Below are 24,802 nucleotides of genomic sequence, written 5' to 3'. Positions count from 1 at the left end.
CACCCCTTGTAGATACTCTGTTCACGGTCAAGCTTTTAGCAGATGTTTTTCGCTGAAAAGCTTGGCCGTATCGAAATCCTCTCCAGCACGTATGCAGGCCCACAAGCCTGTCAGGTATTTGCGCATAACCGCGCAGATGGCCTGCATTTTTCGTTTTCCACGACCGACTAGCACGTCGTAAAAAGCCTTCACATAAGGATCGCAACGGATCGCTGACATGGCAGGCATGAACATCGCCGAGCGCAGGTAGGCGTTGCCACCCTTGCTCAGGCGCCCGGGTTTGTCGATGCTCGTTCCAGACTGGGTCAGTCGCACGTCCAGCCCTGCATAACGACTGATCTGCGGGGATTTGAGTGTCACTGGCAGGGTCGTCAGTTCAGCCAGCACTGCAAATGTCGAGACCTCACCCATTCCGGGTGCAGCCACCATGTGATCAAACTGCTCCTGCAAAATTGGACAGCTAGCGATGATGTCTCGCCCGGCTCGCCTAAACCGTTCGATGCGCCTGCCGAACATCGCAATAGCTTCTTCCTCATCCTCAATCAGCATCGCTGAAGTTGTTTCGGTCGCTTGAAGGGCATGCAGCTCATTCTTCGCTCGGGTGCAGTGGCAGGTCAGACGGTTGATATGCCGGCCAATGGCACGCAACTCAAGCTGGGCGGGGCTTGGAGGAGTCCACAAGCGAGGCGTCATGCGTTCGCCGTACTCCGCTAGCAACTGGGCGTCGATGGCGTCCGTTTTACTGTGTTGAAGCATCAGTCTTGCAAAATTGCGGGAGCTTTTCGGGTTGATCACAGAAACCGGCAAGCCTGCAGTGCTTAACTCCAGGGCCAGATCCAGGTAATAAATCCCGGTGGCTTCCATGACCACAGAAAGCGGTTTGAGTGCTATCAGCTTTTTCACGGCAGCCTTGCGCCCCTTGGGCGTTTGAGCGATATCCCACGAGCCAGCTGCACGGCCTTTGTCACGCCATCCCATTGCTGTGGTGCGAGAACCAACATCCAATCCGACGTGTACACTCATGCTTTCCACTCCAAGGAAACTGGGTGAAGATGGCTCCTGGTTCCCCCGACCTCGAACTTCATGCCACTGCAACCTTGTAATGCGAAGTCCGACTTGTCGGCTTCTCGATACTCTTCGTGGTGGGCAATGAGGCGGGGGGGCCTCTCTACAGACAAGGTCAGGAGCAAATCCTGCCTTCAGGAGCGATCGGCCTCCCCCAGAAACACATCTTTGAGACAACACCGAGGAGCTTAGCTGCTCTCGCCGGGTGTTCGGCCAACATACAAGGAGCGAGGCTTGCCCGCGAAGACGTAGTGTCAGTCGACATCAATGTTGAATGATAAATCGCTTTCGCGGGCAAGCCTCGCTCCTACAGGAATGAGGCCACAAAAAAGCCCGACTCAATGGTCGGGCTTTTTCATTCCTCAAGCAGTGCTTATTTAGCACGGCCTTTGTAGGAACCGCCTTCGCGGGTATCGATCTCGATCATGTCGCCGATTTCGATGAAGTCAGCAACCGACAGCTCGGTACCGTTCTTCAGTTTGGCAGGCTTCATCACCTTGCCGGAAGTGTCACCGCGAGCGGAACCTTCGGTGTAGTCAACCTGACGCACGATAGTGGTCGGCAGTTCTACGGAAACCAGACGTTCTTCGAAGAAGATCGCTTCGCAAACATCGGTCATGCCTTCTTCAACGAAAGGCAGAACGGCTTCGATGTCTTCAGCGTTCAGCTCGTACATGGTGTAGTCAGTGGTGTCCATGAACGTGTAGGAGTCGCCGCTGATGAAGGACAGGGTCGCTTCTTTACGGTCGAGGATCACGTCGTCCAGCTTGTCGTCGGCGCTGTAAACGATCTCGGTCTTGTAACCGGTCAGCAGGTTCTTCAGCTTGGTCTTCATGATCGCGCTGTTACGACCCGACTTGGTGAATTCAGCTTTCTGAACCAGCCAAGGATCGTTTTCGAGACGGATCACCATCCCGGGTTTCAGTTCTTTACCAGTTTTCATTGCGAATATCCGAATTTGGATGGGATTTACAAAAATCTAGGCCGCGTATCATATCCAATTTAGGTAAAACTGTACCAGCGCTGCGGTAAGATCTGCCTGCAAGGCTTGTTCCAGACACCATGTCTCGGCATGTTTTTCCAGTTCAGGCCAATGTTTGCGGGTTGATTTCCAGTGATCAGTCATTGTCTCACCTGCATTCCATGCCCGCCATAGACCACTGATCGCCTCGCCAGCCGGCTTGGACAGGCCTTGGGTGTACAGGGTCAGGAAGGCGTCGAGCTTGTCCAGATGGATGTCTTCGTCCTGCCGATAGATGTGCCAGAGCAACGGACGACCTGCCCATTGGGCGCGGACAAAAGAGTCTTCGCCGCGCACGGCATTGAAATCGCAACTCCACAGCAGCGGGTCATATTGATCCTGTCGGACGAATGGCAGCACTTGCACGGTCAAGGCATCGCGCACATGCACCGTCCCGGCCTTCAGCCCATCCACCCCGAGCCAGCGTTCGACGTCGCCGAGAATCCGGCCTTCGGGTACCAGCAGATGCGTGGGCGTCGAGTCGAGCGCCATCGTGTCCAGCCAACTGGCCAGCCCGGTATTTTCGTAGGCAAACAGCGAGATCAGTTGTGCATTCGGTGCGCGATCAACCCCCAGGCCTTGCAGGAATTCTTGCTGAGCTTGCGGACTTTGCTGAAACTGCCGACGCCGCTCCAGCAATCCGCTTTCACGCAGCAAGCCACCGGTGCCCTTGCGGAACCCCGGGAAGAAAAAGAACTTTTGCACGTTCTTGTACTTCACCGACGGCAAGCCGTGGCAGCCGACGACCCAGTCTTCGGCACTCAGATAATCGAGGTTCATCCACAGCGGCGGTTTTTCCCGTTCGGCCATGGCCTCCATATAGGCACTCGGCAACTGGCAGGCGAATGCGGCGATGACGACATCAGCGGCTTCGGTGGGCTGCCAGTCGGCCGACCACTGTCGCACCTCGACGCCCTGCCGCCATTGCTGCGCAGCGTTGATATCGATCTGCGGACACAAACGCTCAAAGGCTCGCAGGTCGTCGACCCACAATCGCACCGCCACTGAATGTTCAGCCACCAGTTGTCGAGCCAGACGCCAGGTCACACCGATGTCGCCGAAGTTGTCGACCACGGTGCAAAAAATATCCCAGCGGGTTTTCATTTCAGGCATTCCAGGCTCCCGTTGGCAAAGGCGCCGATTGTCCGCATAAATTACCCCGTGCAGAAGAGCCGACGGCGATTAATCTTCATGCGACAATCGCCACTTGCCCGCGACCATCCGCCAGGAGGCAGTAATGCCCTACCGTCCCAACCCGCGCCGTCCCTTGCCGATCCAGTTCAATGCGCTGCAACTGACCGGCAGCATTGCCCTCGGTTTGTGGCTGGGATTCATCGCGATCGCACTGACTTGCTGGCTCGCCTGGCGCCTGTTGTTCAACGAGCAATTGGCGCCCTTGGCCCAGGCGGTGGAACAACTGACCAGGCCACCGGTGATTGAGCAACCTGCCCCACAGAACCCGATGTTCGAACAGTACGAGGACCACCTGCGCAGGAATGAACAGCAGCAAATGGTGGAACAGGCCAGAAGCAGCAAACACAATCTGTCCAATCCAAAATGCCAGTTCTGGCTGCAGCAGAATCAAACGGCACCGAGCGAAAAAAGCCGCGCCAATGTCCTGCAATTCTGCGATTGATCATGAAGCTCTCCATGCACAAGCCGACCGTCCACCAACTGATTATCGACAAGCTGCGGATCGATCTCGACATCGCCGAGCGTGCCGCGCAAACCGCTTACGAAACCGCGACCCACGAAGAAAACATAGCCGAAAACAAGTACGACACCCTGGGGCTGGAGGCGTCTTATCTGGCGGCCGGACAGGCCAGGCGGGTGGAGGAAATCAAGCTGTCATTGAGCCTTTGCCAGAACCTGACCCTGCGGCCTTATGACGAGCGGCGCGGCATCGAAGTCGGCGCCCTGCTCGGCCTTGAAGACGAAAAAGGTCGCGAACAATGGCTGTTCCTGGCCCCCGACGCGGCCGGGTTGAAGGTTGATCTGGTGGGGCAATTGATTACTGTCATCACCCCTCGCTCACCACTGGGCAAAAGCCTGCTGGGCAAGTTCGAAGGGGATGAAGTGGAGATTCTGGTGGCCGGCGCTCGGCAACAGTTTGCTGTCACCGAGGTGGTCTAGAGTCTGTTGACGCTTAATGGACCGGCAGTTCGACGCCGTCGAACAGCTCTTCCAATTCCTGTTTGTTGTGGCACTGAATGGCCTTGGCCATCACTTCGCGGGTCAGGTGCGGCGCGAATTTCTCGATGAAGTCGCACATGAAGCCACGCAGGAAGGTGCCGCGACGGAAACCGATTTTGGTAATGCTGGACTCGAACAACTCGCTGGCATCAAGCACCACCAGGTCGCTATCGAGCTTGGTGTCGACCGCCATTTTCGCCACGATGCCCACGCCCAGGCCCAGACGAACGTAAGTCTTGATCACGTCGGCGTCGGCGGCGGTGAACACCACTTTGGGTGTCAGGCCGCGATGGCTGAAGGCTTCGTCGAGTTTCGAGCGGCCGGTGAAACCGAACACGTACGTCACGATCGGGTATTCGGCCAAAGCTTCGAGGGTCAGCTTCGACAGCTTGGTCAGCGGGTGGCCCTGAGGCACGACCACGCAGCGGTTCCAGCGATAGCACGGCATCATCACCAGGTCACCGAACAGCTCCAGCGCTTCAGTGGCGATGGCGAAGTCGACGGTGCCGTCAGCGGCCATCTCGGCGATCTGCATCGGCGAACCCTGGTGCATGTGCAGGGCAACGTCCGGGTATTGCTTGATGAAATTGCTGATCACCGGTGGCAATGCATAACGCGCCTGGGTGTGCGTGGTGGCGATCGACAGGGTGCCTTTTTTCTCGTTGGAGAATTCCTGGGCGATCTGCTTGATGCTTTCAACTTTGCGCAGGATCTCACCAGCGGTGGTGATGATGCGCTCGCCGGCCGGGGTCACCCGGGTCAGGTGCTTACCGCTGCGGGCGAAAACCTCGACCCCCAATTCGTCTTCCAGCAGACGGATCTGTTTGCTGATGCCCGGTTGCGAGGTGTAGAGGCTTTGGGCTGTAGCAGAGACGTTGAGGTCGTGGTGCGCCACTTCCCAGATGTAGCGCAATTGTTGAAGCTTCATATGAATCCCTCAAAGCAGGTAGACGCCACGGGCATCAGCGACGGTATATAACTATATTAATGGTTTGAGTAATAAATCTAGAACTTTTTTATCAAAACGCCATTATTCGTGTCCTAGCGATCCCCTTTGCGGCGACGTTCCATCAGCGGCACCAGATAGACCGGTACTCTGGCCAGTTGCAACACGCGCGCAGCGGTTCGGCCCAATGGCGTATCCGCGCCAGCGCCATGACTGTGACTCCCTACGATCAGCAAATCGACGGAGAGTTTCTGCGCCTGGTCGAGAATCACCTGCGCCGGATCGCCCTGCAGCACCCGCACTGCCCGAATCCGTTCCAGGTCCTGCTCCCCCTCATCCCCCAGTTCTTCGCGAAAGCTGTCGAGCACCCGCTGCTCGATATTGGCAATCACCGTATTCAGACCCTGACTGTGAAACTCGTTCAGGGCCTGCTCATCGAGGTAACTCTGAAGCACCGATTCGGCGAACAACCCCATCGGCTCAACCGCGTGCACCACATACAAGTCGGCATTGAATGTTCGAGCCAGTGCCAACGCATGCTGCATCACAAAAGGTGCATACAGACCGAGGTCGGTGGCATACAGCATCGAATGAATCATAGTGACCTCCTTTAATGCCAACATGGCGGAGATTGATTCAGCTTAGCAGCGCCGTGGCGAGAGCGGCGTTCGGCGCAACGCATTGAACCGCAGCGCTTTAAATCGACGGCTCGTTACTGATGCCATGGGGCACATGACCGGTGGCGACCACTTCGCGGGCCAGCTCGCAATGGCCGGCCTGATCGTCGAAAAATACGTCGGCGGCAAAGGCTTCGAGAAAAGCCGATTTGGTCAGGCCGCCAAGAAACAGCGATTCGTCCAGACGAATGTCCCATTCGCGCAAGGTGCGGATCACCCGTTCATGGGCCGGCGCCGATCGCGCGGTCACCAGCGCGGTGCGGATCGGACAGGCATCATCGGGGAACTCACGCTGCAACAGATTGAGCGCCGCGAGGAAGCCTTTGAACGGCCCGCCACGCAAAGGCTCGCGGGCCGCCTCACGCTCGCTGGCCTGAAACGCCGCCAGGCCTCCCGACTGATAGACCCGCTCCGACTCATCGGAAAACAGCACCGCGTCACCGTCGAACGCAATGCGCAATTCATCACTGGCGGCGCGACTGGCACCGCCCGAGAGAATAGTCGCTGCGGCGAAACCCGCATCCAGCGCACTGCGCACATCGTCGGAATGGGTCGAAAGAAACAGGTCGCAACCAAAGGCCTTGAGGTACGGATAAGGACTGCGCCCGCCGACAAATGCCGCACGCGAGATCGCCAGGCCATAGTGATGAATCGAGTTGAAAACCCGCAGTCCGGTGTCGGCGCTGTTGCGCGACACCAGGATTACCTCGACCCGGGCACGGCCGAGACTGGCATTCAGGTTCAGGAGTTTTTCGACCAACGGGAATGCATCGCCGGGCTCGAGAATTTCGTCTTCGTGTTCGATCTGGTATTGCCGATAGGCCTCGACGCCGCTCGACAGATAAACCTTGTGACTCTCGCTCAAGTCGAACAGTGCTCGCGAAGAAATCGCCAGCACCAGTTTGTCGTCTATGCCATTGGCCATGCCCTTCCCTCTCCTGTTGACCGACTCAGTGATTACGTCGATCGATAAAACTCAAGCTGCGATACAAGGCCTCGATTCGCGGCAACTCACATCCCGCTGCCTTCGCCGCTGCCAGTGGTCGAGTGTAGATCGCGTCCAGTTCCAGCGGCCGCTTGTGCAGGAAGTCGTGATACATGCTCGGCCAATAGTCGGGCATTTTCTCGGTCATCATGAACAGATAGTCGGCGTAACCCGGCGGCATATCGTGACCACAGGCCTTCGCCCCCTGAACCACTTCGGCCATCAAGGCCTGAATCAGCGCGCGGCTGTCGGCGTCCGTCATCAACGGCGTGGTGCTGGCCCCAAGCAGAACCGACAGACCGTTGTAGGGAATATTCCAGACCAGTTTCTGCCAGCGCGCCTGATGCAGGTTCGGCATGGCCTGGGCGTCGATGCCGGCTGTGCGAAACAGCCCGGCACCCTCTTCGACGATATTCATGCGCGCCTGTTCGTCGGCGGCGGGGCCACTGTGGTAGCCGACGTTCACGGCACCGAGCGCCTGATGAGTGATGACGCCAGGGCCGACGCGATGAACGCAGATCAGACAGAGCCCGCCGAGCAGGTGCAGCGAATCGGGGAGCAACGCGCGCAGACTGTCTTCGACGTCCAGGCCATTTTGCAGCAACAGCACTTTGGCATCAGGTGCCGCGGCTTGAATAATGGCTGGTGCCAGGTCCGCGTTACTGGTGGTCTTGGCGCCCACCAGCAGCCAGTCACACGGCGGCATGTCGGCAGCTGACGAATAGGCCTGGACCGGGTTCAGGACCAGCGAGCCCAACGACGCATGATCAAGATGCAAGCCGCGTTCGGCCACCGCTGAAAACTCACTGCGCAACAGGAAATGCACATCGAAGCCGGCACGCGCGAGCATCAGCCCGTAGAAACCACCGATCGCGCCGGTCCCGATAATGCCGATCGTCGGCCTGGCCATTGTGTCTGTCATGGCAACTCCTCTGCTTGTCGACTCAACGCCTGACCCACGGCCTCGTTGAGCGCCGTGCGGGTCAGACGCGACTGTAGCGCCCCAAAGAACTCGCCGTCGCGCACCACAAACAGCGCCGGCAAATGAAAGACCCCATAACGCTCGACCACCCCGCCGTTGTTTCCAGCATCGATCCAGCACAGTCGATCGACCGCCAGATCGAACCTGGGCAATTGCTCACGGGCAAAACGGCAACTGGCGCAACCGACGCTGGTAAAAATCACCAGGGAAATGCCGCTCATCGCCAACAACCGTTGGTCGGCGTCTAAATCGGTCAGTTCCGATTCGACCACTATACTGGGAGAAACAATGTCAGATGACCGACACAGGGAGTCCGTGTTCATGAGACGTTATCTTCCTCATCCTGACGATGTGCCCGTTGAATTAACGTTGTTCAAACACGAGTGTATTTCGCGGCAACAGCTGCACACTATCAGCCTCGGCGGCATGGCTTGCAATTACCACCGCGCGTGGCGCCACGGTACGGCGCTGGAAATACGCATGCCGACCCTGAACCCGGACTTGTGTTTTCTGGGTTATGTGGCGTGGTGTTTGCGACGAAAACGCGGCTATCTGGTGGGCATCGCCTTTGTTGACGAACAGATGCTGTTCAGTGCCAGGATGGGCGAACAGGTGTGCCAGATCGAACATTACCGCCGCCAGCATGACGCGCACGACGACCTGCAGGATATTCAGGCCCTGGCGCTCGAATGGGTCCAGCAACACGCCGACGAGTTCTCCCACGATACCGTTCGCAAGGCATTTGCATAGCCGCCTGCGGGTTCAGGGGGCAAGAATGCCCCCTAAACCCGTGTCTGCCCATTGTCGAGCCACGGTGTAACGCGCTAAGGTTCGACTCCCCCGACGCGCTTAAATTTGCTGTGCTCCGCCGCGCGGGTTCGCTGGCGGCCGGCACCCGTGACCTGACGAGTAAACGATGGCTGATTTACCGATCAACGACCTTAACGTCGCCTCCAACGAAACCCTGATCACTCCCGATCAGCTCAAGCGTGATATCCCTCTGAGCGACGCTGCCCTGCGCACCGTCACCAAGGGTCGCGAAGTCATTCGCAACATTCTTGATGGCACCGACCACCGCCTGTTCGTCGTGATCGGGCCGTGCTCGATCCATGACATCAAGGCTGCCCACGAATACGCCGAGCGCCTGAAGGTGCTCGCGGCCGAAGTGTCCGATACCCTGTATCTGGTCATGCGCGTGTATTTCGAGAAGCCACGCACCACCGTCGGCTGGAAAGGTTTGATCAACGACCCGTACCTGGACGACTCGTTCAAGATCCAGGATGGCTTGCACATCGGTCGTCAGTTGCTGCTGGACCTGGCCGAAATGGGCCTGCCGACCGCGACCGAAGCCCTCGACCCGATCTCCCCGCAATACTTGCAGGACCTGATCAGCTGGTCGGCGATCGGCGCACGCACCACCGAATCCCAGACTCACCGTGAAATGGCTTCCGGCCTGTCCTCGGCTGTCGGCTTCAAGAACGGCACCGATGGCGGCCTGACGGTAGCCATCAACGCCTTGCAATCGGTTTCCAGCCCACACCGTTTCCTGGGTATCAACCAGGAAGGTGGCGTGTCGATCGTCACCACCAAGGGCAACGCCTACGGTCATGTGGTGTTGCGCGGCGGTAACGGCAAACCGAACTACGATTCGGTCAGCGTCGCGCTCTGCGAGCAAGCGCTGAACAAGGCGAAGATCAAGCCGAACATCATGGTCGATTGCAGCCACGCCAACTCCAACAAGGACCCGGCCCTGCAACCGCTGGTGATGGAGAACGTCGCCAATCAGATCCTCGAAGGCAACCAGTCGATCATCGGCCTGATGGTCGAAAGTCATCTGAACTGGGGTTGCCAGGCGATCCCGAAAGACCTCGCCGACCTGCAATACGGCGTGTCGATCACCGATGCCTGCATCGACTGGACCGCCACCGAAAACACCTTGCGCAGCATGCACGCCAAGCTCAAGGATGTGTTGCCGAAACGCGAGCGCAGCTGATCGCCGTTTCATTTCACGCATAAAAAAACGCCAGGTTTAAACCTGGCGTTTTTTTATGCGTTCGCTTTGTTCACAGCTTGGCAGCATGCCGCTGGTGACGCTCCATGTAGCGCTCCACATAGGAACACGATGGAATGACCGTGTAGCCCATTTCCTCAGCGTATTGCAGTGCCTGCTCGGTCAACGCCGCCGCGATGCCGCGACCACGCAGCGCGTTGGGCACAAAGGTACGATAAATATCCAGGGTCTGTTTCCCCAGATCCATATAGGTCAGGTAGGCACGATAACCGTCCACAGTGGTCTCGAACTGATGACCAGCCTGGTCATGGTGGATGGACAACGCCTCGCTCATCACTACTCCTCGCGGGTCTTTAATTCTGACCCCTACCTTACCGATGTTTTTCCGGCGAAGGAACATCTACGCCACCCCGTGCCTGAATGGACACCGAGAGAGCAACACCAATCTCGCGCAACCGAGCACGTATCAAATAGTAGGCACCATTGGCAGAAATGCTCAAGGGACGCTCGTCATGCTGGCTGGCGGGTATGGCCTGGGGTAACGCAGGGTCGGCTCGACCGGGATATTCCCGAGTCAGGCCTGAACATTGCCGGGTATTGAGACTTGAGACGAGCGCCCTTTGTTTAAGTCACCTCAACATGGATAAAGATATGAGAGCCGCTGCGCAAAACCCGAACAAAAGTGTGGACGATTCCATCTAGACAGACTTTAGTCGAGACTGAAAAACAGCTGCTGAGGTGGGGAACTTTTTTTGGCGGCTCGCTCAGTTCGGGCTTCGCAGCTGGATATTTTTTATACAATGCAGTTAAAAGTTGCTCGAAAAAGAATCAACGCCTACAATTTTTTTTGCTTCTTGCTCTACGTCAGTTTACTTACTACAAGTAATGGGTAGTATGTACGCCGGCTATTTCCTCACTCTGAGGAGACAGCTACTTAATAGAAAGTCCTTGAAGGGGAACACGATGAACAACGTTCTGAAATTCTCTGCTCTGGCTCTGGCCGCAGTTCTGGCTACCGGTTGCAGCAGCGTATCGAAAGAAACCGAAGCACGTCTGACTGCTACTGAAGACGCAGCAGCTCGCTCCCAGGCTCGTGCAGACGAAGCTTACCGTAAAGCTGATGAAGCTCTGGCTGCTGCTCAAAAAGCACAACAGACTGCTGACGAAGCTAACGAGCGTGCTCTGCGCATGCTGGAAAAAGCTAGCCGCAAGTAATAGTCCTTCGGGATTGTTATCAAGCCGACCCATTTTTTGGGTCGGCTTTTTTATTGCCCGCCGTTTCTGCAGGCCATAAAAAACCCGCCGACGCGGCCTGCGTCGGCGGGTTGCTTTAACGCGTTACTGCTGCAGGTCGATCGGTGCACTCGATACCATCGGCGCCGAAGCATTCGGCACGGCGATTTCCACCGGCAGGCCATCTTCAGCGGCAACCACGTCACGCACTACATCCCAGTTCATGCGCAAGTTGTTGGTGATGTCCTCACGCTTGAGCATCGCATTGATCACTGCGGTGTGCTTGTCGACCACCGAAGGGTTGCCCTTGTCGTCCAGCGGCGTGTGCGCTTCCAGATAAACCTTGCCGCCACTGAGGCCGAACTTGTACGGGTCATTGATGATCCGCACCGACGTCCCGACCGGCACCATGCTGGCCATTTCCAGCACGTTGTTGTTGAACATGCGGAAGCAACCATGGCTGGTGCGCATGCCGATACCGAATTTCTTGTTGGAACCGTGAATCAGGTAGCCCGGAGTGCCCAGCGTGAACTTGAACGGCCCCAGAGGGTTGTCCGGGCCGGCCGGCACCACATTCGGCAGCGGATCGCCATCAGCGGCGTGCTCGGCCTTGATCGACGCTGGAGGCGTCCAGGTCGGGTTCGGCGTCTTGGCGATGATGCTGGTGTGGGCAATCGGCGAGCCCCAGCCTTCACGGCCGATACCCAGCGGGAATGTGTACACCACGTCCCGGCCTTTCGGGAAATAGTAGAGACGGTATTCGGCCAGGTTGATGACGATGCCTTCACGGGGGCCCGGCGGCAGGATGAAGCGCGTTGGCAGCACCACTTCGGTACCCGCGCCCGGCAACCATGGATCAACGCCCGGGTTGGCCGCGACCATTTCCGAGTAGCCCAAATCGTAGGTGGTGCCAAGGTCGGCGAAGGTATCTTCGTACTTGGCCTTGATCACTTGCACCTGGCCGATGATGTCTTCACCAGGAGGTGGCAGGGGTAGCTCCAATGCTGCTACCGGGCCCGCGACACAGAGGGCGGCAAGAGACAGGCAGCGGGTGACGGCGGGAAAGCGCGGCAACATCCGGAAAATCCTTCGCATGATCGACAAGGGTATAAAAATGGAATTGTACACCGCCTTCCGTAATTTCGGGGAGACGTAAAGACCTGCGGTTGGGGGGATCGGCGGTGAGGGGTTTGTCTGTGGGGGGCTTGTCTGTGGCAAGCCCCCCACAGCAGGCAAGCCCCCCTCGCCACAGGGATCTAAAGCTCGAACCGCAACTCAGGCCAGATCGGCGAGGTGCCGCGTTTTTGCGATTCCAGGATGGCCCGGCACAGCGAGCACAGGCGCTGGTCCTGGAACACTGTACGGTCGACGCTCGACCAGCGCGGTTGCGCCGGCAACAGACTGCCGCACAAGGTTCGGTCCGCCGAGCCGCCCAGTTCCAGCTGACGAGTCACCAGATGCACCCGCACTTCCTGGCAGGCGAACAGATCCAGCTGTTCGTCAGGCTCGATCAGTTGGTAGGCAAAAAGGGACCAGGCAGGACGCGGCATCGGGGGCTCCAAATCGGGGGCGCCACCTTAGCCGAAACACCGCCGCTAGAAAAGCGTCAAAGCAGCGGTTTCAGTGTCGGCCAGACATTTTCCAGCAACTTGCCCTGAGCCCCGGCCGCCGGGTGCAGGCCGTCGGATTGCATCAGGTCCGGATGACCGCCCACGCCATCGAGAAAAAACGGCACCAGCGGGATTTTTTTCTCGTCGGCCACCTTGATAAAAACCTCGGCAAAGGCCTGGGTGTAACGCACCCCATAATTGGGTGGCAATTGCATGCCCAGCAACAGCACCTTGGCGCCACTGACGCGAGAGCTGTCGATCATCGACGCAAGATTTTGTTGCAATTGTGTTGGCGGCATTCCGCGCAAGCCGTCATTGCCTCCCAACTCGAGGATGACGAGCTCAGGTTTATGCTCTGCAAGCAGCGCCGGCAGGCGTGCCCGGCCTCCGGCACTGGTGTCGCCGCTGATGGATGCATTGACCACCTTATCGTCGAAACCTTCGTGCTTGAGCCGTTGCTCGAGCAATGACACCCACCCCAAGCGGGTATCCAGGCCGAAACCGGCGCTGATACTATCGCCAACGATCAGGACTGTACCCGCCGCTGCGTTCTGGGCCATGCACATCAAGGCCAGGCCAGCACTCAAAAACCACACACGCATCGGATTCTCCATGGGCGCAAGCATTCTCACCGCGAAGAACCTCAGCAAAGTGGTTCCCAGCGCGGAAGGTGAACTGACTATCCTGCACGAACTCAGCCTGGAACTGAACAAGGGCGATAGCCTGGCCATCATCGGCGCCTCCGGTTCCGGCAAATCCACCCTCCTCGGCCTGCTGGCCGGCCTCGACCTGCCGAGCAGCGGCGAAGTCACCCTCGCCGGGCAAGGCCTGAGCAATCTCGATGAAGATCAGCGCGCGCGGATCCGCGCCGAGCACGTGGGGTTTGTCTTTCAATCATTCCAGCTGCTCGACAGTCTCAATGCCCTGGAAAATGTCATGCTGCCGCTGGAACTCGATGGCCGCAAAGACGCCCGCGAGCGCGCCACCGAACTGCTGCAACGAGTCGGCCTGGGTCAACGCCTGACCCACTCGCCGCGCCAGCTCTCCGGTGGCGAACAGCAGCGCGTGGCGATTGCCCGTGCCTTTGCCGCCGAGCCCGATGTGTTGTTCGCCGATGAACCCACCGGCAACCTCGACAGCCACACCGGCGAGCGCATCAGCGATCTGCTGTTCGAACTCAACCAGGAAAGCGGCACGACCCTGGTGCTGGTAACCCACGACGAACGCCTGGCACATCGCTGCCGGCGCCTGATCCGCCTTGAAGCCGGCCTGCTGGTCGCCCCTCTGGAGCCTTGATGGCACGCTTGCCGCTGTTGCGCCTGTTCAGTCTCGCTTTTCGCCAATTGCTGCGTGATGCCCGCGCCGGCGAGTTGCGCGTGTTGTTCTTCGCCTTGCTGGTTGCCGTGGCGGCGAGTACCGCCATCGGTTACTTCGGTGCCCGCCTGAATGGCGCCATGATGCTGCGCGCCACCGAATTTCTCGGTGCCGACCTGGTGCTTGAAGGCAGTTCGCCGGCACGGCCCGAACAGATCAGAAGCGGCACGGAGTTGGGCCTTGAGCACGCTCAGGTGGTGGAGTTTTCCAGCGTCATCGCCACCGACAACGGCATTCAACTATCCAGTATCAAAGCCGCCGATGACGTCTACCCGTTGCGCGGCGAACTGAAAAGCGCCCCCGCGCCCTTCGCGCCGGAAGAACCCGGCGGCAGTCCGAAACCCGGCGAAGCCTGGGTGGAAGCGCGACTGCTGACCGCTCTGGACTTGAAGATCGGCGACAGCATCGATGTCGGCCTGAAAACCCTGACACTGGCACGGGTGTTGACCTACGAACCGGATCGCGCCGGCAATTTCTACAGCCTGACGCCACGGGTGCTGATCAACCTTGACGACCTTGAAGCGACCGGCGTCGTGCAACCCGGCAGCCGGGTCAGTTACCGCGAACTCTGGCGCGGTAAAGCCGAGGCGCTGGAAACCTATCGTCAATTGATCAAGCCAGGCTTGGCGGCTAACCAACGCATCCAGGATGCCCGGGACGGCAATCGACAGATCGGCGGCGCCCTGGGCAAGGCTGAACGTTATTTGAACATGGCCAGTCTGGTGGCAGTGTTGCTGTCCGGCGTGGCGGTGGCGTTGTCGGCGACACGCTTCGCCACTCGCCGATTCGACGCCAGCGCATTGCTGCGCTGTCTGGGTCTGTCCCGTCGGGAAACCATGGTGCTGTTCAGTCTGCAACTGACCGTACTCGGACTGCTCGCCAGCATCAGCGGCGCCCTGCTCGGCTGGCTGGCACAGCTTGGGCTGTTTGCGCTACTGCGTGATTTACTGCCGACCGATGTGCCACCGGGAGGCCTGTTCCCGGCCATCGCCGGGATTGGCACCGGGCTGGTCGCGCTGGCCGGTTTCGCCCTGCCGCCACTGGCCGCCTTGGGTCGCGTGCCACCGCTGCGCGTGTTGCGTCGCGACATGCTGCCGATTCCGTCCAGCACCTGGATAGTCTATGGCGCGGCATTGGGTGCCCTCGGCCTGATCATGTGGCGTTTGAGCCTGGACCTGTTGCTGACCTTCGCCCTGCTCGGCGGCGGTGTGATCGCGGCGCTGGTGCTGGGCGGTTTGTTGTTACTGCTACTGAAGAGCCTGCGCCGGATGCTGGCGCGCGCCGCATTGCCATGGCGCCTCGGGTTGGGCCAACTGCTGCGCCATCCATTGGCAGCGGCGGGTCAAGCCCTGGCCTTCGGTTTGATTCTGCTGTCCATGGCGCTGATCGCTTTGCTGCGGGGTGAGCTGCTCGACACCTGGCAAAACCAGTTGCCGAAAAACGCCCCTAACTATTTCGCCCTGAACATTCTGCCGGCGGACAAACAGGCCTTTACCGATCGACTGATGGAGTTGTCGGCACAATCGGCGCCGCTGTACCCGGTGGTACCGGGACGGCTGATCAGCATCAATGGCGAACCGGTGCAGGAGATCGTCAGCAAGGATTCGGCCGGCGATCGAGCCATTCAACGCGACTTGAGCCTGACCTGGGCGGCAGACCTGCCGGCGGGCAACAAACTCACCGCCGGCAACTGGTGGGACCAGCAACCAGCGGATGAAATACCCGGTGTTTCGGTGGAAGGTAAAGTCGCCGAAAGCCTCAAACTCAAGCTCGGCGATCACATGGTGTTCACCGTCGGCGGGGTCAATCGGGAGGCGAAAGTCACCAGTCTGCGGGAGATCAACTGGGACAACTTCCAGCCGAATTTTTTCATGATCTTCCAGCCCGGCACCTTGAAGGACTTGCCGGCGACCTACCTGACCAGCTTCTATCTGGCGGCTGGTCACGATCAGCAGATCGTCGACCTGTCCCGCAGCTTTCCGGCAGTGACCATTCTGCAGGTCGAAGCCTTGCTGGCGCAGCTGCGCAGCATTCTCGGCCAGGTCACCCTGGCAGTGGAATACGTGCTGTTGTTTGTGCTGGCGGCGGGGATGACGGTGTTGTTCTCCGGCTTGCAGGCAACGCTGGATGAACGCATTCGCCAAGGTGCATTGCTGCGAGCGCTAGGCGCCGAGCGACAGTTGCTGGTCAGGGCCCGGCGGATCGAGTTCGGTTTGCTCGGAGCGGTCAGCGGGTTGTTGGCGGCACTGGGTTCGGAACTGGTGAGCCTGGTGCTCTACCGTTATGCCTTCGACCTGCCCTGGCACCCGCATCCATGGCTGTTGGTGTTGCCACTGATCGGTGCAGTACTGATCGGCGGTGCCGGTGTGTTCGGCACACGCCGCGCCTTGAACGCCAGCCCCCTGACAGTCTTGCGCGAGGGTTGATAAACTCAAGCGCTCTGATCACGTATTCAACCACAAGAAGTCGCCATGAGCCGTTATCGCCCTCCCCGCACCGCTGGCACCGCGCTGATCACCCCCGAAGGTGAAGCGCGGATGCGGGCCGAGTTTCATGAACTCTGGCATGTGCGCCGACCACAAGTGACGCAATCGGTCAGCGAAGCGGCGGCCCAGGGCGATCGCTCGGAAAACGCCGAGTACACCTACGGCAAAAAAATGCTGCGCGAGATCGACAGTCGCGTGCGTTTTCTCACCAAACGCCTGGAAGCGCTCAAGGTCGTCAGCGAAAAACCCAGCGATCCGAACAAGGTTTATTTTGGCGCGTGGGTCACGATTGAAGATGAAGACGGCAAAGAGTCGCGCTATCGCATTGTCGGGCCAGATGAGCTGGATCTGAAACTAGGCCTGATCAGCATCGATTCACCGTTGGCGCGCGCCTTGATCGGCAAGGCACTGGACGCCGAAGTGCGGGTGCAGACGCCGACTGGCGAACAATGCGTGTATATCGTGGCGATCGACTATTTATAAGCCCCAGCGCTCTGAGCCTCAGCGGCGGGCAATCAGTCCTTGGCGCGCGACGCGGGTCAGCTGTTTGATCATTTCAGGTGCATCCTCTGCACTGGGCGATTGAATCACCGCCAGATCGAAACTGTCGTCGGCAAACCGTGCCAGTGACTCGCCGTCGTCGACAAACTGAATCAGGAAAGCAGCAGGCCCACCGGTACGACGTGGCCAGCCATCGAGGTAACGCAGAAGCGTCGGCTGATGTTTACCGCCAAGCAGGATTTTTGGATTGCGCTGGGTGAGGTGTGCCGTGATCGGCGCGGGGCGTATAACGGGGCTTAATGCATTCATTGTGTCGTGTCTCTGCCTCAAAAGTCTGCATGGCAGGTGAGAGGCAACACCGAACCAGCGCTTTAGCGGTATTTCGAAGCCTGTCTCAAGCTTCTATCGGCAACTGAATGAGTCACCTGGCGCCCCGCAAGTAGCTGTTTAAATCGGCGCATGGGCAGCATCCTAGAGAAGCTGACCGGACAGTGTCAAGAATCACCAGCAACAAAAAAGCCTGCACAGTGCGTCGCACAATGCAGGCCTTTTCGTTGAGCCAGGGCGGTCAGTCGGTGATGGCGCGGTCTACCGACAGCTTGCCTGCACCTTCGATCAGTACCGCGAGGCTGCCACCGAGCAAAGCCAGCGCGAATTCATAACCGTTGTTAGCCATGAACAGACCGTTGCTGATGTGCACCGAGAAAATCGCCACCAGCGAAAGGAAGGTCAACCCCAGCGCTGCCGGGCGTACCAGCAGACCGATGATCAGCGCCAGACCGCCGAAGAACTCGGTACCACCGGCCAGCATCGCCATCAGGTGACCCGGTGCCAGCCCGATGCTTTCCATGTACTGCGCGGTGCCGGCAATGCCGTAGCCACCGAATGCCCCGAAGAGTTTCTGTGCGCCATGGGCCGCGAAGATGATGCCGACGAAAATGCGCAGAATCGTCAGACCGTAGCCCGCGCGAGTGAACAATACCTTGTTGATCAGTGTGCTCATGCTGTGTCATCCATTGTGAGTGTGTGTTGGTTGGCCGCTATATTAATCAATAAAACTCATGTTAAAAGCGCAAAAAACGCACCATAACAATCATATTAGTCGATCATTTCCGCGAGACCACTTTTTGCCCCTGAGGCTCCAACGACTCCCGCTCCCGATCGAACGCCAAGTAATACTTGTTCACGCTATTAACATAGCTGACAGCCCCCATTCCCACCTGCTCCATGGCGATGCGCTCGACCTGGAAAAACCACTGATTAGGATTCAGGCCGCGTCGCCGAGCCTCGGCGCGCATGCCTTGAACCCGCTCCGGTCCCATGTTGTAGGCCGCCAGCACGAACGCCATGCGCTCGCGTTCATTGAGTTTGGGGCTGGCAAAAAACTTGCGGCGGATCATTGCCAGGTACTTGGCGCCGGCCTGCACATTGGCGTCGAGGTTTTGAATATTACTCACGCCAACCCGTTGGGCGGCGGACGGGGTGATTTGCATCAGGCCGGTGGGGCCGCTACCGCTTCTGGCGTTGGGTTGCAGCGCCGACTCCTTGAAGGCCAGCGCCGCCAGGTTCAGCCAGTCCATGCCTTGGGCTTCAGCGTGTTTCTGTAGCACCGGTCGAAGTTTTTCCAGGCGCTGCCGATCGGCCTTGGCCAAGGGATAGTGCACTTGATACAAGCGTCGATAAATCCGCAGGAACGCCACATCCTGGTCCGACGGCTTCTTGTAGGTAGTCAGGAAGCGATCGATGCTCGAACGCAGCATTGAGGCATCGCGGCGCACGAACCAGAATTCCTCGCCCGGCTCGCTGATAATGACCTGACGATCGAAGCGCAATTTGGGCAGGATCTTGCCCCAACGTTCGGCAATCGGTTGCTCGACAATCGTCAGATGAAAGATCCCGCCCTGGACCATTTCCAGCACGTCCTCGACCGCCAGGCTGGGATCGACCCACTCGATCTTCACTGGAGGCAATTTGTGCAGCGCGAGCTTCTGATTGATCTGACTGACCGCATCCCCGGCGGCGCTGCCGGTGGGTAGCGCAAGGGTTTTGCCCGAGAGTTGTTCGAGACGGGTGTAACGTCGTTCGCCTTTGATCCCCACCAGCAGCAACGGCACATTGCTGGCAATCGGTTGACTGGTGCTGACCGCAAGGCCCGATTGCGGATCGAGCAACTCCCCCGGCGCGACCAGATCACCCTCCCCGCGCTGTAACGCGCCGAGCAGTTGATCCTTGGCTTTGGGAATGATCTTGAGGGTGATTTCCTGGCCGTCACGAGCATGGCCATTGAGGTATTGTTCGAAAGCGCGCAGACGGTGGTACTCGACGCCGATGGCCTGACCCTGGACTTCACCGGAGCTGTTGCGGCTTTGGTTGACCAACACCCGCAGCACGCGACTGCTACGAATCTCCGCCAGGTCGCGGACCTTGGCCGCCGGCACGGCTTGCAACGGCCCGGCCAGACGCGCAACCGCCGGCATTGGCAGCAGCAACGAACAACACAGCAGTAACAAAAGCGAGGGACGAGTCATCCACTCTCCGGAAAGAATACTGGCCGACCTCATGGGTGATTTCATGACGTCGAACGACAGAAACAGAGCGCCTGAAGCGCCGGCAAAGTGCGTGAGAGTGGCACAGTGATGGCAAGCCTACCAACCCCGACCTGTCTCACGGCCTCAACAGACAGCTTTAACTCATTGTAGTTCTTGGCTTTTCTTATAAATCTACAGCTCTGATATGCTTTCCGGCCTTTGGTCCGAGGTAGCACCATGCAACTCATCGATATCGGCGTCAACCTGACCAACCCCAGTTTCGCCGACAAACACCAGGCTGTACTCGACCGTGCTTATGCTGCCGGGGTCTGCCAACTGGTGCTCACCGGGACCAGCATCGAGGGCAGCGAACAGGCTCTGGAACTGTGCCAGCAACTGGACGAAAGCGCTCAACGGCTATTCGCTACGGCCGGTATTCACCCGCACTCGGCCAGTGACTGGAACGCCGACAGTGCTCAGCGTCTGCGCAGTTTGCTCAAGGAGGCGAACGTAATGGCCGTGGGTGAATGTGGTCTCGATTTCAATCGTGATTTCTCGCCCCGCCCGCAACAGGAAAAAGTCCTGGAAGAACATCTGGCGATGGCGGTCGAGCTGCAATTGCCGGTGTTCCTGCATGAGCGCGATGCCAGCCAACGATTGCTGGAGATCCTGCGTGATTACCGCGACCAGTTGCCAGCCGCCGTGGTGCACTGTTTCACCGGTGAGAAAAAGGCACTGTTCAGCTACCTCGACCTGGATCTACACATCGGCATCACTGGCTGGATCTGCGATGAACGCCGAGGCACGCACTTACATCCGTTGGTCAAGGAGATTAAACGCGGGCGCTTGATGCTGGAGAGCGATGCGCCGTATCTGCTGCCCCGCAGTCTGCGACCCAAGCCGAAAAATGGTCGCAACGAGCCGGCGTATCTGATCGAAGTGTTGCGGGAGGTGGCGTTGCATCGTGGGGAAACGGTGGAAGATTTGGCTGCTCACAGCACGGCCTGTGCGCGAGCGTTCTTCGGTCTGCCCTCAATCGCCCAATAACCACAAATCCCTGTGGGAGCGGAGGATGTTGATCCACATCAAGAGTCGAAGTCCTGCATAGCGGCACAATAATGGCACCTTGCCAAAACTGTTTCCGCTATCAGAGAAGACCTCCATGGGTGCCTGGCTTAGCAACATCTCGCTGAAATACAAATTTTGGGCGGTCAACGCCGTCGCCTTCGTTACCACCCTGTTGCTGGTGCTGTACGCCGTGCAGCTCGAGCAGCAGGCCCGCAGCCACGCCGCCCAGGCGTCGGCCCAGGTCCAGACGCGATTGCTCAACGCCTGGCCTGCCGGACAGCCGCTGCCCAAGGCCGATAACCTGCTGACCTTCAATCGCGGGCAAGCGCCGTTACTGAACGGGCAACCGCTGCTGGAGCTGACCGATACCAACGGGTGGACCGAAATCAACTCTATGCCGCTGTTCGGTGAAAACCCGTTGATGGGCGCCGAGGTATTCACTCGCCCCGACGGTCAACAAGCCGCGGTGATTGCCTATGGCCCGAGCCTGAGCCAAGTATTCGGCGAACGTTTCACCCACTACGCGGTAGCGGTGTTCATCCTGATGCTGGCAATGCTCGGCGCGTCGCAACTGTTGATCCGCTTCCTGCTCAGCCAGCTCAACACCTTGAAAGACGTGATGCTCCACGTCGAGAAAACCGGTGACCTGTCGGCCCGCGTGCCACTGGCTTGCAAGGATGAAGTCGGGCAAATGGCCAACGCCTTCAATGCCATGCAGGCCGGTTACCAGCGGGTGGTCAACACCGTCGCCAACACCGCTCGGCAACTGGATGTCGGTGCCGCGCGGCTGGCGTCGAGTATGAACGAGGTGCGTCACGGCATGCTCGGTCAACAAAGCGAAACCGATCAGGCCGCCACGGCGATCAATGAAATGACTGCCACGGTCCATCACATCGCCCAACACGCCGGCGCCACCCGCGACCTCTCGCAAACTGCCGACACCCTGGCCGGCAGTGGTCAGGAAGTGGTCACTCGGGTGCAGAAATCGATTGGCGGGTTGTCCACTGGCGTGCAGCAAACGGCCGAGATGATTCAGCGTCTGGCCGAGGACAGCCAGAAGATCAACGGCGTGGTCAGCGTGATCCACAGCATTGCCGAACAGACCAACCTGCTGGCCCTTAACGCCGCCATCGAAGCGGCCCGGGCCGGTGAAATGGGCCGCGGGTTTGCGGTGGTCGCCGATGAGGTACGTAACCTGGCCAAGCGAGTCCAGGCGTCTACCGACGAGATCACCACCATGGTTTCAGCGCTGCAGGCCGGCACTCGGGATGCGGTGGATTTCATGCAGGAAAGCTCGTACAAGGCGGACGACTGCATGCAACAAGCTCAGGAAGCCAGTGTGGCTCTGGCCGAAATCACCACTGCGGTGGCGCAGATGCGTGAAAGCAATACGCAGATCGCGGTGGCGGCCGAGCAACAGAGCCACGTGGCGGAAGAGATGAATCGGGCGGTGGTGAGCATTCGCGACGTGACCGAAAACACCGTGCAGCAGACCGTGAATTCGGCGATTACCAGCAATGAGTTGGCGATGTTGGCGGGGGAATTGAGCAAGGCCATTGGGCAACTTAAACTGTGACGGCCCCATCGCGGGCAAGCCCGCTCCCACAGGATTAGCGTTATTTCAAAATTTGCGCATTACCTGTGGGAGCGGGCTTGCTCGCGAAGGCGTCAGCCCGGTCAACATCAATATTGCCCATGACCCCTATCACTTCGATAGCCAGCCTTGATTCGCCGACAGCTTTTGCCAGGCCTATTCTTTATTCAAGCGCCTCACGAATAAAGGATAAACATCATGGGCAAACGTCATCCCCACCTTCCCGCCTGGCAATGGCGAGCGTACCCGAATAATCACCAGCACCCGACCAATCTGGTGTTGCACCTGATTGCCGTGCCGTTGTTCATCGTGGCGTTTTTGCTGATGGTTTCGGGAGTGTTCAGCCTGGATCTGGCGAGCTTCGCGATCGGCGTCATCGGCCTGCTCGCCGCCCTGGGCTTGCAGCGTCACGGTCATCATCTGGAGGCGTAGCCTACGAGTATCAGGCGAAAATTGTCACGGTCTGCCGGCTCATGGCAATCAACTGACCGTCTTCGCTCCACAGTTTTGCGGCGGCGTGCCCGTAGCCGTCAGCGGCATACTCGATTTCCACCAGGTACTTGCACCAGTCCAGCGTGCTCAACGCCAGCAACGGCTGGACGAATTCGATGGTCCAGGTCAGCGTGCTGCCTGCCGCCGGTTTCTTCAGATGCGACAACAAGGACGGCGGCCAGGCGTCGACCAGCGCCAGAATATGCGCCTCGCTGACCGCCTCGTCCTTCACCTCCCCGCGCAAGCGCACCCAACCACCCATCTCGCGGGAGGTGTTGCCGGTGAACGGCAGGCCACCGATGCTCCAGCGCATTGCCAAATGACGCATGAATTCCGGGGTCACCCCTTTGATATAGGGCATTTCCTGGCAGTCGTCCCAGTGCTTCATCTCGGGCGCAGCGTTGGCCGTGACCGCCACTTCGGAAGGTCGCGAGGCGCCGAAGCTGCCCTGGACCAACGTCACCACTTGGCCCTTCTGCATCGCCCGGCCCAGCACCTGGCTGACGGCTTTGCCTTCGCGCAGCACATCGACTTCAAAGCTGACCGGCACATCGGGTTCGACCGGACCGACAAAGGTGATTGCCAGCGAACGCACCGGACGATCCTCCGGGACTTTTGCGCGCATGGCTTCGTATTGCAAGGCGGCTATCAACCCACCAAAACTCGCCCGCCCCTGACCCCATTCGGCCGGAATAGACAGCTCTTGCGGCTGGCTGCGAACAGCGTCGAGCAGATCGGAAAAGCGCATGGGAACCTCAGAGGGAAAAAATGGATGGAACGATCTTAACCAGCCCGCAAAGCCGACACAGCGCTTATTCCGGCCAAAATCACTGACAGATGAGCCGCGCCAACATTGAACACACAAACTAATGTGGGAGCGGGGTATTCAGGATTTGAAGCAGGCGGCGCTGAATTTGTCGAGGACGCGGTCAGCGCGTTCTTCAGCCTTGGCCAAGGTGGTTTTCCAGACCGCGACACACGGCTGCAAATCGGGCTCTTCTTTGGCGCGGTCCAGCCACTGCCAGCTGTCGTGCCAATCGCCCAGAGCGGACTGGGCCGATTTCAGGTTGGGCAAGGCCGCTTCCGGCAAACGATTCAGTTCGGGGTAGGCTTCGATGCCATAGCGCACGCGCTTGATCAGCAGGCGCAGGCGATGGCGGTCATGGGCGGGGTCATGCAGGGCCTGGTCGAGTTTCTTCCATTGTTTGCCCAGGCGTTTTTCGATGCGCTTGCGCAAGCCCTTGAGCAAACCCTGGCGCTGGGAAGCCCGCAGGAAACGTGGAAAGGCGTCGAGGATCATCAGCATCTGCGCCACCTCCGGGCTCGTCGCCACGAGGGGATAAGCTTCTTCCATCCGCACCATGCGCCGGTGCGCGGCCTCGGGTTGATCGTGCTCAAGCAAGTACGCCGCCAGCACTTCGCGATCGCGCAACGGCGTGGTCAGATCACCCACCCGGGACGCCGCCGCTTCCAGTTGCTCGACCCCGGGCAAACCGCGCAAGGGCCGCAGCAAGCTGCGCAAACGCCGCACGGTGGTGCGTAGATCATGCAGCGCTTCAGAGTCGGTACGCGCACTCAAGCGTGCCTGACAGGCGAGCAAGCGAACGTCCAGGCTCAAAACATGAGCCACCAACCGATCAACCAAGGCAGACATCGCTTGCTCCCTGAATCGAATTACCCCAAGTGTGCTACATCATGCTTCAACGGCCGGCGCGGGATTCACGGATGTAGAAGCGCGCCTTCTCGGCCTTCTTGGTACAACCCTCATAGGCTTCGAATTGCTGCTGGGTCTTGGCACCGGTCAGCAAGGACAGCGCCTTGGAGTAGCTGACGGTCCCGGCAAAGCCCTCGACCTTGGCCAGGTCCAGTTCACGCCAGGCGGCGTCGAGCTGGCTCCCGCAGCTGTCACGGTAGGCGGTTTTACCGGCACAACCGGCGAGTGCCAGGGCAATCAACGGCACACAGATCCAGGCTTTCATCACTCACACCTCAAAGATAATAAACAGTCGTGCAGCTAAGACGGCCTGGCGCGTGAA

Annotated in this window: 28 protein-coding genes and 1 pseudogene; 11 read left to right on the top strand and 18 right to left on the bottom strand. The window is 59.0% G+C overall.

Translation table 11 applies throughout. The features are described 5' to 3' along the window. Positions 1–27 precede the first annotated feature (27 nt). The 3 genes from PSH88_RS08865 to earP form a co-directional block, all read right to left on the bottom strand. A complete protein-coding gene (locus PSH88_RS08865; protein ID WP_305424530.1) occupies positions 28–1,023 on the bottom strand; it encodes an IS110 family RNA-guided transposase in 996 nt (331 codons plus the stop codon). Positions 1,024–1,438: 415 nt separating this feature from the next. Further along, positions 1,439–2,008 carry an elongation factor P gene (locus tag PSH88_RS08860; protein WP_007899917.1) on the bottom strand — a complete coding sequence of 190 codons (570 nt, stop codon included), beginning with the start codon at positions 2,006–2,008 and terminating at the stop codon, positions 1,439–1,441. A gap of 48 nt (positions 2,009–2,056) precedes the next feature. Then, positions 2,057–3,199, bottom strand: coding sequence for an elongation factor P maturation arginine rhamnosyltransferase EarP (gene earP, locus PSH88_RS08855; RefSeq protein WP_305425858.1), 1,143 nt, complete (start codon positions 3,197–3,199; stop codon positions 2,057–2,059). A 124-nt stretch (positions 3,200–3,323) separates the two neighbouring features. Between earP and PSH88_RS08850 the strand changes: the two genes are divergently transcribed. After that, positions 3,324–3,722 (top strand): hypothetical protein, encoded by a 399-nt coding sequence (locus PSH88_RS08850; protein ID WP_305425856.1) that lies wholly within the window; start codon positions 3,324–3,326, stop codon positions 3,720–3,722. Positions 3,723–3,736: 14 nt separating this feature from the next. After that, complete coding sequence (locus tag PSH88_RS08845) at positions 3,737–4,219, top strand: GreA/GreB family elongation factor (RefSeq protein WP_305425855.1); 483 nt, start codon at positions 3,737–3,739, stop codon at positions 4,217–4,219. Between the two features lie 13 nt (positions 4,220–4,232). Here the strand turns inward: PSH88_RS08845 and cysB are convergent, their stop codons facing one another. The 5 genes from cysB to PSH88_RS08820 all read right to left on the bottom strand — a co-directional run bounded on the left by cysB (position 4,233) and on the right by PSH88_RS08820 (position 8,192). After that, positions 4,233–5,207 (bottom strand): HTH-type transcriptional regulator CysB, encoded by a 975-nt coding sequence (gene cysB, locus PSH88_RS08840; RefSeq protein WP_007899921.1) that lies wholly within the window; start codon positions 5,205–5,207, stop codon positions 4,233–4,235. A 113-nt stretch (positions 5,208–5,320) separates the two neighbouring features. Next, positions 5,321–5,824: a universal stress protein gene (locus PSH88_RS08835; protein ID WP_305425853.1), complete on the bottom strand. Its 504-nt coding sequence runs from the start codon at positions 5,822–5,824 to the stop codon at positions 5,321–5,323. A gap of 97 nt (positions 5,825–5,921) precedes the next feature. Continuing rightward, positions 5,922–6,827 (bottom strand): 5'-nucleotidase, encoded by a 906-nt coding sequence (locus tag PSH88_RS08830; RefSeq protein WP_008075703.1) that lies wholly within the window; start codon positions 6,825–6,827, stop codon positions 5,922–5,924. Positions 6,828–6,852: 25 nt separating this feature from the next. Continuing rightward, positions 6,853–7,809 carry a putative 2-dehydropantoate 2-reductase gene (locus PSH88_RS08825; protein ID WP_305425852.1) on the bottom strand — a complete coding sequence of 319 codons (957 nt, stop codon included), beginning with the start codon at positions 7,807–7,809 and terminating at the stop codon, positions 6,853–6,855. Then, positions 7,806–8,192, bottom strand: coding sequence for a thioredoxin family protein (locus PSH88_RS08820; protein ID WP_305425851.1), 387 nt, complete (start codon positions 8,190–8,192; stop codon positions 7,806–7,808). The genes PSH88_RS08825 and PSH88_RS08820 overlap by 4 nt, the downstream gene beginning before the upstream one ends. On the opposite strand from PSH88_RS08820, the gene PSH88_RS08815 reads away from it, so the two are divergent. Both PSH88_RS08815 and PSH88_RS08810 read left to right on the top strand, forming a co-directional pair. Next, entirely contained in the window at positions 8,191–8,619 is a 429-nt protein-coding gene (locus PSH88_RS08815; protein ID WP_305425849.1) for a PilZ domain-containing protein, read from the top strand. The two genes, PSH88_RS08820 and PSH88_RS08815, sit on opposite strands and share 2 nt — an antisense overlap. Positions 8,620–8,785: 166 nt before the next feature. Then, positions 8,786–9,862, top strand: coding sequence for a 3-deoxy-7-phosphoheptulonate synthase (locus PSH88_RS08810; protein WP_305425848.1), 1,077 nt, complete (start codon positions 8,786–8,788; stop codon positions 9,860–9,862). Between the two features lie 70 nt (positions 9,863–9,932). On the opposite strand, the gene PSH88_RS08805 is transcribed toward PSH88_RS08810, so the two are convergent. Then, positions 9,933–10,214 carry a GNAT family N-acetyltransferase gene (locus PSH88_RS08805; protein WP_030132333.1) on the bottom strand — a complete coding sequence of 94 codons (282 nt, stop codon included), beginning with the start codon at positions 10,212–10,214 and terminating at the stop codon, positions 9,933–9,935. Between the two features lie 629 nt (positions 10,215–10,843). On the opposite strand from PSH88_RS08805, the gene oprI reads away from it, so the two are divergent. Beyond that, a complete protein-coding gene (gene oprI / locus PSH88_RS08800; protein WP_003172710.1) occupies positions 10,844–11,095 on the top strand; it encodes an outer membrane lipoprotei OprI in 252 nt (83 codons plus the stop codon). 123 nt (positions 11,096–11,218) lie between these two features. Here oprI and PSH88_RS08795 read toward each other — a convergent pair whose 3' ends face one another. From PSH88_RS08795 to PSH88_RS08785, 3 genes are all read right to left on the bottom strand, one after another. Further along, positions 11,219–12,190, bottom strand: coding sequence for a L,D-transpeptidase family protein (locus PSH88_RS08795; RefSeq protein WP_305425847.1), 972 nt, complete (start codon positions 12,188–12,190; stop codon positions 11,219–11,221). 179 nt (positions 12,191–12,369) lie between these two features. Beyond that, positions 12,370–12,663 carry a hypothetical protein gene (locus PSH88_RS08790; RefSeq protein WP_007899882.1) on the bottom strand — a complete coding sequence of 98 codons (294 nt, stop codon included), beginning with the start codon at positions 12,661–12,663 and terminating at the stop codon, positions 12,370–12,372. Positions 12,664–12,719: 56 nt separating this feature from the next. Further along, positions 12,720–13,325 (bottom strand): arylesterase, encoded by a 606-nt coding sequence (locus PSH88_RS08785; protein ID WP_305425846.1) that lies wholly within the window; start codon positions 13,323–13,325, stop codon positions 12,720–12,722. Positions 13,326–13,335: 10 nt separating this feature from the next. On the opposite strand from PSH88_RS08785, the gene PSH88_RS08780 reads away from it, so the two are divergent. The 3 genes from PSH88_RS08780 to greB are packed head-to-tail and all read left to right on the top strand — an operon-like array spanning position 13,336 to position 17,066. After that, positions 13,336–14,019 (top strand): ABC transporter ATP-binding protein, encoded by a 684-nt coding sequence (locus PSH88_RS08780; protein WP_305425845.1) that lies wholly within the window; start codon positions 13,336–13,338, stop codon positions 14,017–14,019. Next, positions 14,019–16,523, top strand: a complete 2,505-nt coding sequence (locus tag PSH88_RS08775) for an ABC transporter permease (RefSeq protein WP_305483513.1) — start codon at positions 14,019–14,021, stop codon at positions 16,521–16,523. The genes PSH88_RS08780 and PSH88_RS08775 overlap by 1 nt, the downstream gene beginning before the upstream one ends. A 45-nt stretch (positions 16,524–16,568) precedes the next feature. After that, entirely contained in the window at positions 16,569–17,066 is a 498-nt protein-coding gene (gene greB / locus PSH88_RS08770) for a transcription elongation factor GreB (protein WP_129436988.1), read from the top strand. A gap of 18 nt (positions 17,067–17,084) precedes the next feature. Here greB and PSH88_RS08765 read toward each other — a convergent pair whose 3' ends face one another. From PSH88_RS08765 to PSH88_RS08755, 3 genes are all read right to left on the bottom strand, one after another. Then, on the bottom strand, positions 17,085–17,393 hold the full coding sequence (locus PSH88_RS08765; protein ID WP_305425844.1) for a class I SAM-dependent methyltransferase: 309 nt from the start codon (positions 17,391–17,393) through the stop codon (positions 17,085–17,087). A 259-nt stretch (positions 17,394–17,652) separates the two neighbouring features. Beyond that, positions 17,653–18,087, bottom strand: coding sequence for a DoxX family protein (locus tag PSH88_RS08760; RefSeq protein ID WP_305425843.1), 435 nt, complete (start codon positions 18,085–18,087; stop codon positions 17,653–17,655). 103 nt (positions 18,088–18,190) lie between these two features. Next, positions 18,191–19,612 carry an MltF family protein gene (locus PSH88_RS08755; protein WP_305425842.1) on the bottom strand — a complete coding sequence of 474 codons (1,422 nt, stop codon included), beginning with the start codon at positions 19,610–19,612 and terminating at the stop codon, positions 18,191–18,193. A 237-nt stretch (positions 19,613–19,849) separates the two neighbouring features. On the opposite strand from PSH88_RS08755, the gene PSH88_RS08750 reads away from it, so the two are divergent. The 3 genes and pseudogenes from PSH88_RS08750 to PSH88_RS08740 form a co-directional block, all read left to right on the top strand. Beyond that, entirely contained in the window at positions 19,850–20,659 is an 810-nt protein-coding gene (locus PSH88_RS08750; RefSeq protein WP_305425841.1) for a TatD family hydrolase, read from the top strand. A 115-nt stretch (positions 20,660–20,774) separates the two neighbouring features. Beyond that, positions 20,775–22,256: a methyl-accepting chemotaxis protein gene (locus PSH88_RS08745; protein ID WP_305425839.1), complete on the top strand. Its 1,482-nt coding sequence runs from the start codon at positions 20,775–20,777 to the stop codon at positions 22,254–22,256. A 216-nt stretch (positions 22,257–22,472) separates the two neighbouring features. Further along, positions 22,473–22,703 (top strand): annotated as a pseudogene (locus PSH88_RS08740) (Mpo1-like protein); the annotation flags it as partial. Between the two features lie 13 nt (positions 22,704–22,716). Here PSH88_RS08740 and PSH88_RS08735 read toward each other — a convergent pair. The 3 genes from PSH88_RS08735 to PSH88_RS08725 all read right to left on the bottom strand — a co-directional run bounded on the left by PSH88_RS08735 (position 22,717) and on the right by PSH88_RS08725 (position 24,745). Further along, positions 22,717–23,514, bottom strand: a complete 798-nt coding sequence (locus PSH88_RS08735; RefSeq protein WP_305425838.1) for an acyl-CoA thioesterase — start codon at positions 23,512–23,514, stop codon at positions 22,717–22,719. A 138-nt stretch (positions 23,515–23,652) separates the two neighbouring features. Further along, complete coding sequence (locus PSH88_RS08730) at positions 23,653–24,420, bottom strand: CHAD domain-containing protein (protein ID WP_305425837.1); 768 nt, start codon at positions 24,418–24,420, stop codon at positions 23,653–23,655. 46 nt (positions 24,421–24,466) lie between these two features. Next, a complete protein-coding gene (locus PSH88_RS08725) occupies positions 24,467–24,745 on the bottom strand; it encodes a hypothetical protein (RefSeq protein ID WP_095055823.1) in 279 nt (92 codons plus the stop codon). Positions 24,746–24,802 lie beyond the last annotated feature (57 nt).

This window comes from Pseudomonas wuhanensis (assembly GCF_030687395.1).
Lineage (GTDB): Bacteria > Pseudomonadota > Gammaproteobacteria > Pseudomonadales > Pseudomonadaceae > Aquipseudomonas > Aquipseudomonas wuhanensis.
The sequence above is the reverse complement of the archived record's forward strand: the minus strand, read 5'-3'. Positions and strand labels throughout refer to the sequence as shown.

Coding starts and splice junctions, on each gene's coding strand:
- cysB (WP_007899921.1), bottom strand. CDS start 5,207: ATGAAGCTTCAACAATTGCGCTACATCTGGGAAGTGGCGCACCACGAC.
- PSH88_RS08810 (WP_305425848.1), top strand. CDS start 8,786: ATGGCTGATTTACCGATCAACGACCTTAACGTCGCCTCCAACGAAACC.
- oprI (WP_003172710.1), top strand. CDS start 10,844: ATGAACAACGTTCTGAAATTCTCTGCTCTGGCTCTGGCCGCAGTTCTG.
- PSH88_RS08750 (WP_305425841.1), top strand. CDS start 19,850: ATGCAACTCATCGATATCGGCGTCAACCTGACCAACCCCAGTTTCGCC.
- PSH88_RS08835 (WP_305425853.1), bottom strand. CDS start 5,824: ATGATTCATTCGATGCTGTATGCCACCGACCTCGGTCTGTATGCACCT.
- PSH88_RS08865 (WP_305424530.1), bottom strand. CDS start 1,023: ATGAGTGTACACGTCGGATTGGATGTTGGTTCTCGCACCACAGCAATG.
- PSH88_RS08785 (WP_305425846.1), bottom strand. CDS start 13,325: ATGCGTGTGTGGTTTTTGAGTGCTGGCCTGGCCTTGATGTGCATGGCC.
- PSH88_RS08830 (WP_008075703.1), bottom strand. CDS start 6,827: ATGGCCAATGGCATAGACGACAAACTGGTGCTGGCGATTTCTTCGCGA.
- PSH88_RS08860 (WP_007899917.1), bottom strand. CDS start 2,008: ATGAAAACTGGTAAAGAACTGAAACCCGGGATGGTGATCCGTCTCGAA.
- PSH88_RS08825 (WP_305425852.1), bottom strand. CDS start 7,809: ATGACAGACACAATGGCCAGGCCGACGATCGGCATTATCGGGACCGGC.
- PSH88_RS08820 (WP_305425851.1), bottom strand. CDS start 8,192: ATGAACACGGACTCCCTGTGTCGGTCATCTGACATTGTTTCTCCCAGT.
- earP (WP_305425858.1), bottom strand. CDS start 3,199: ATGCCTGAAATGAAAACCCGCTGGGATATTTTTTGCACCGTGGTCGAC.
- PSH88_RS08850 (WP_305425856.1), top strand. CDS start 3,324: ATGCCCTACCGTCCCAACCCGCGCCGTCCCTTGCCGATCCAGTTCAAT.
- PSH88_RS08730 (WP_305425837.1), bottom strand. CDS start 24,420: ATGTCTGCCTTGGTTGATCGGTTGGTGGCTCATGTTTTGAGCCTGGAC.
- PSH88_RS08725 (WP_095055823.1), bottom strand. CDS start 24,745: ATGAAAGCCTGGATCTGTGTGCCGTTGATTGCCCTGGCACTCGCCGGT.
- PSH88_RS08790 (WP_007899882.1), bottom strand. CDS start 12,663: ATGCCGCGTCCTGCCTGGTCCCTTTTTGCCTACCAACTGATCGAGCCT.
- PSH88_RS08845 (WP_305425855.1), top strand. CDS start 3,737: ATGCACAAGCCGACCGTCCACCAACTGATTATCGACAAGCTGCGGATC.
- PSH88_RS08760 (WP_305425843.1), bottom strand. CDS start 18,087: ATGAGCACACTGATCAACAAGGTATTGTTCACTCGCGCGGGCTACGGT.
- PSH88_RS08775 (WP_305483513.1), top strand. CDS start 14,019: ATGGCACGCTTGCCGCTGTTGCGCCTGTTCAGTCTCGCTTTTCGCCAA.
- PSH88_RS08780 (WP_305425845.1), top strand. CDS start 13,336: ATGGGCGCAAGCATTCTCACCGCGAAGAACCTCAGCAAAGTGGTTCCC.
- PSH88_RS08805 (WP_030132333.1), bottom strand. CDS start 10,214: ATGAGCGAGGCGTTGTCCATCCACCATGACCAGGCTGGTCATCAGTTC.
- PSH88_RS08755 (WP_305425842.1), bottom strand. CDS start 19,612: ATGACTCGTCCCTCGCTTTTGTTACTGCTGTGTTGTTCGTTGCTGCTG.
- PSH88_RS08745 (WP_305425839.1), top strand. CDS start 20,775: ATGGGTGCCTGGCTTAGCAACATCTCGCTGAAATACAAATTTTGGGCG.
- greB (WP_129436988.1), top strand. CDS start 16,569: ATGAGCCGTTATCGCCCTCCCCGCACCGCTGGCACCGCGCTGATCACC.
- PSH88_RS08795 (WP_305425847.1), bottom strand. CDS start 12,190: ATGTTGCCGCGCTTTCCCGCCGTCACCCGCTGCCTGTCTCTTGCCGCC.
- PSH88_RS08735 (WP_305425838.1), bottom strand. CDS start 23,514: ATGCGCTTTTCCGATCTGCTCGACGCTGTTCGCAGCCAGCCGCAAGAG.
- PSH88_RS08765 (WP_305425844.1), bottom strand. CDS start 17,393: ATGAATGCATTAAGCCCCGTTATACGCCCCGCGCCGATCACGGCACAC.
- PSH88_RS08815 (WP_305425849.1), top strand. CDS start 8,191: ATGAGACGTTATCTTCCTCATCCTGACGATGTGCCCGTTGAATTAACG.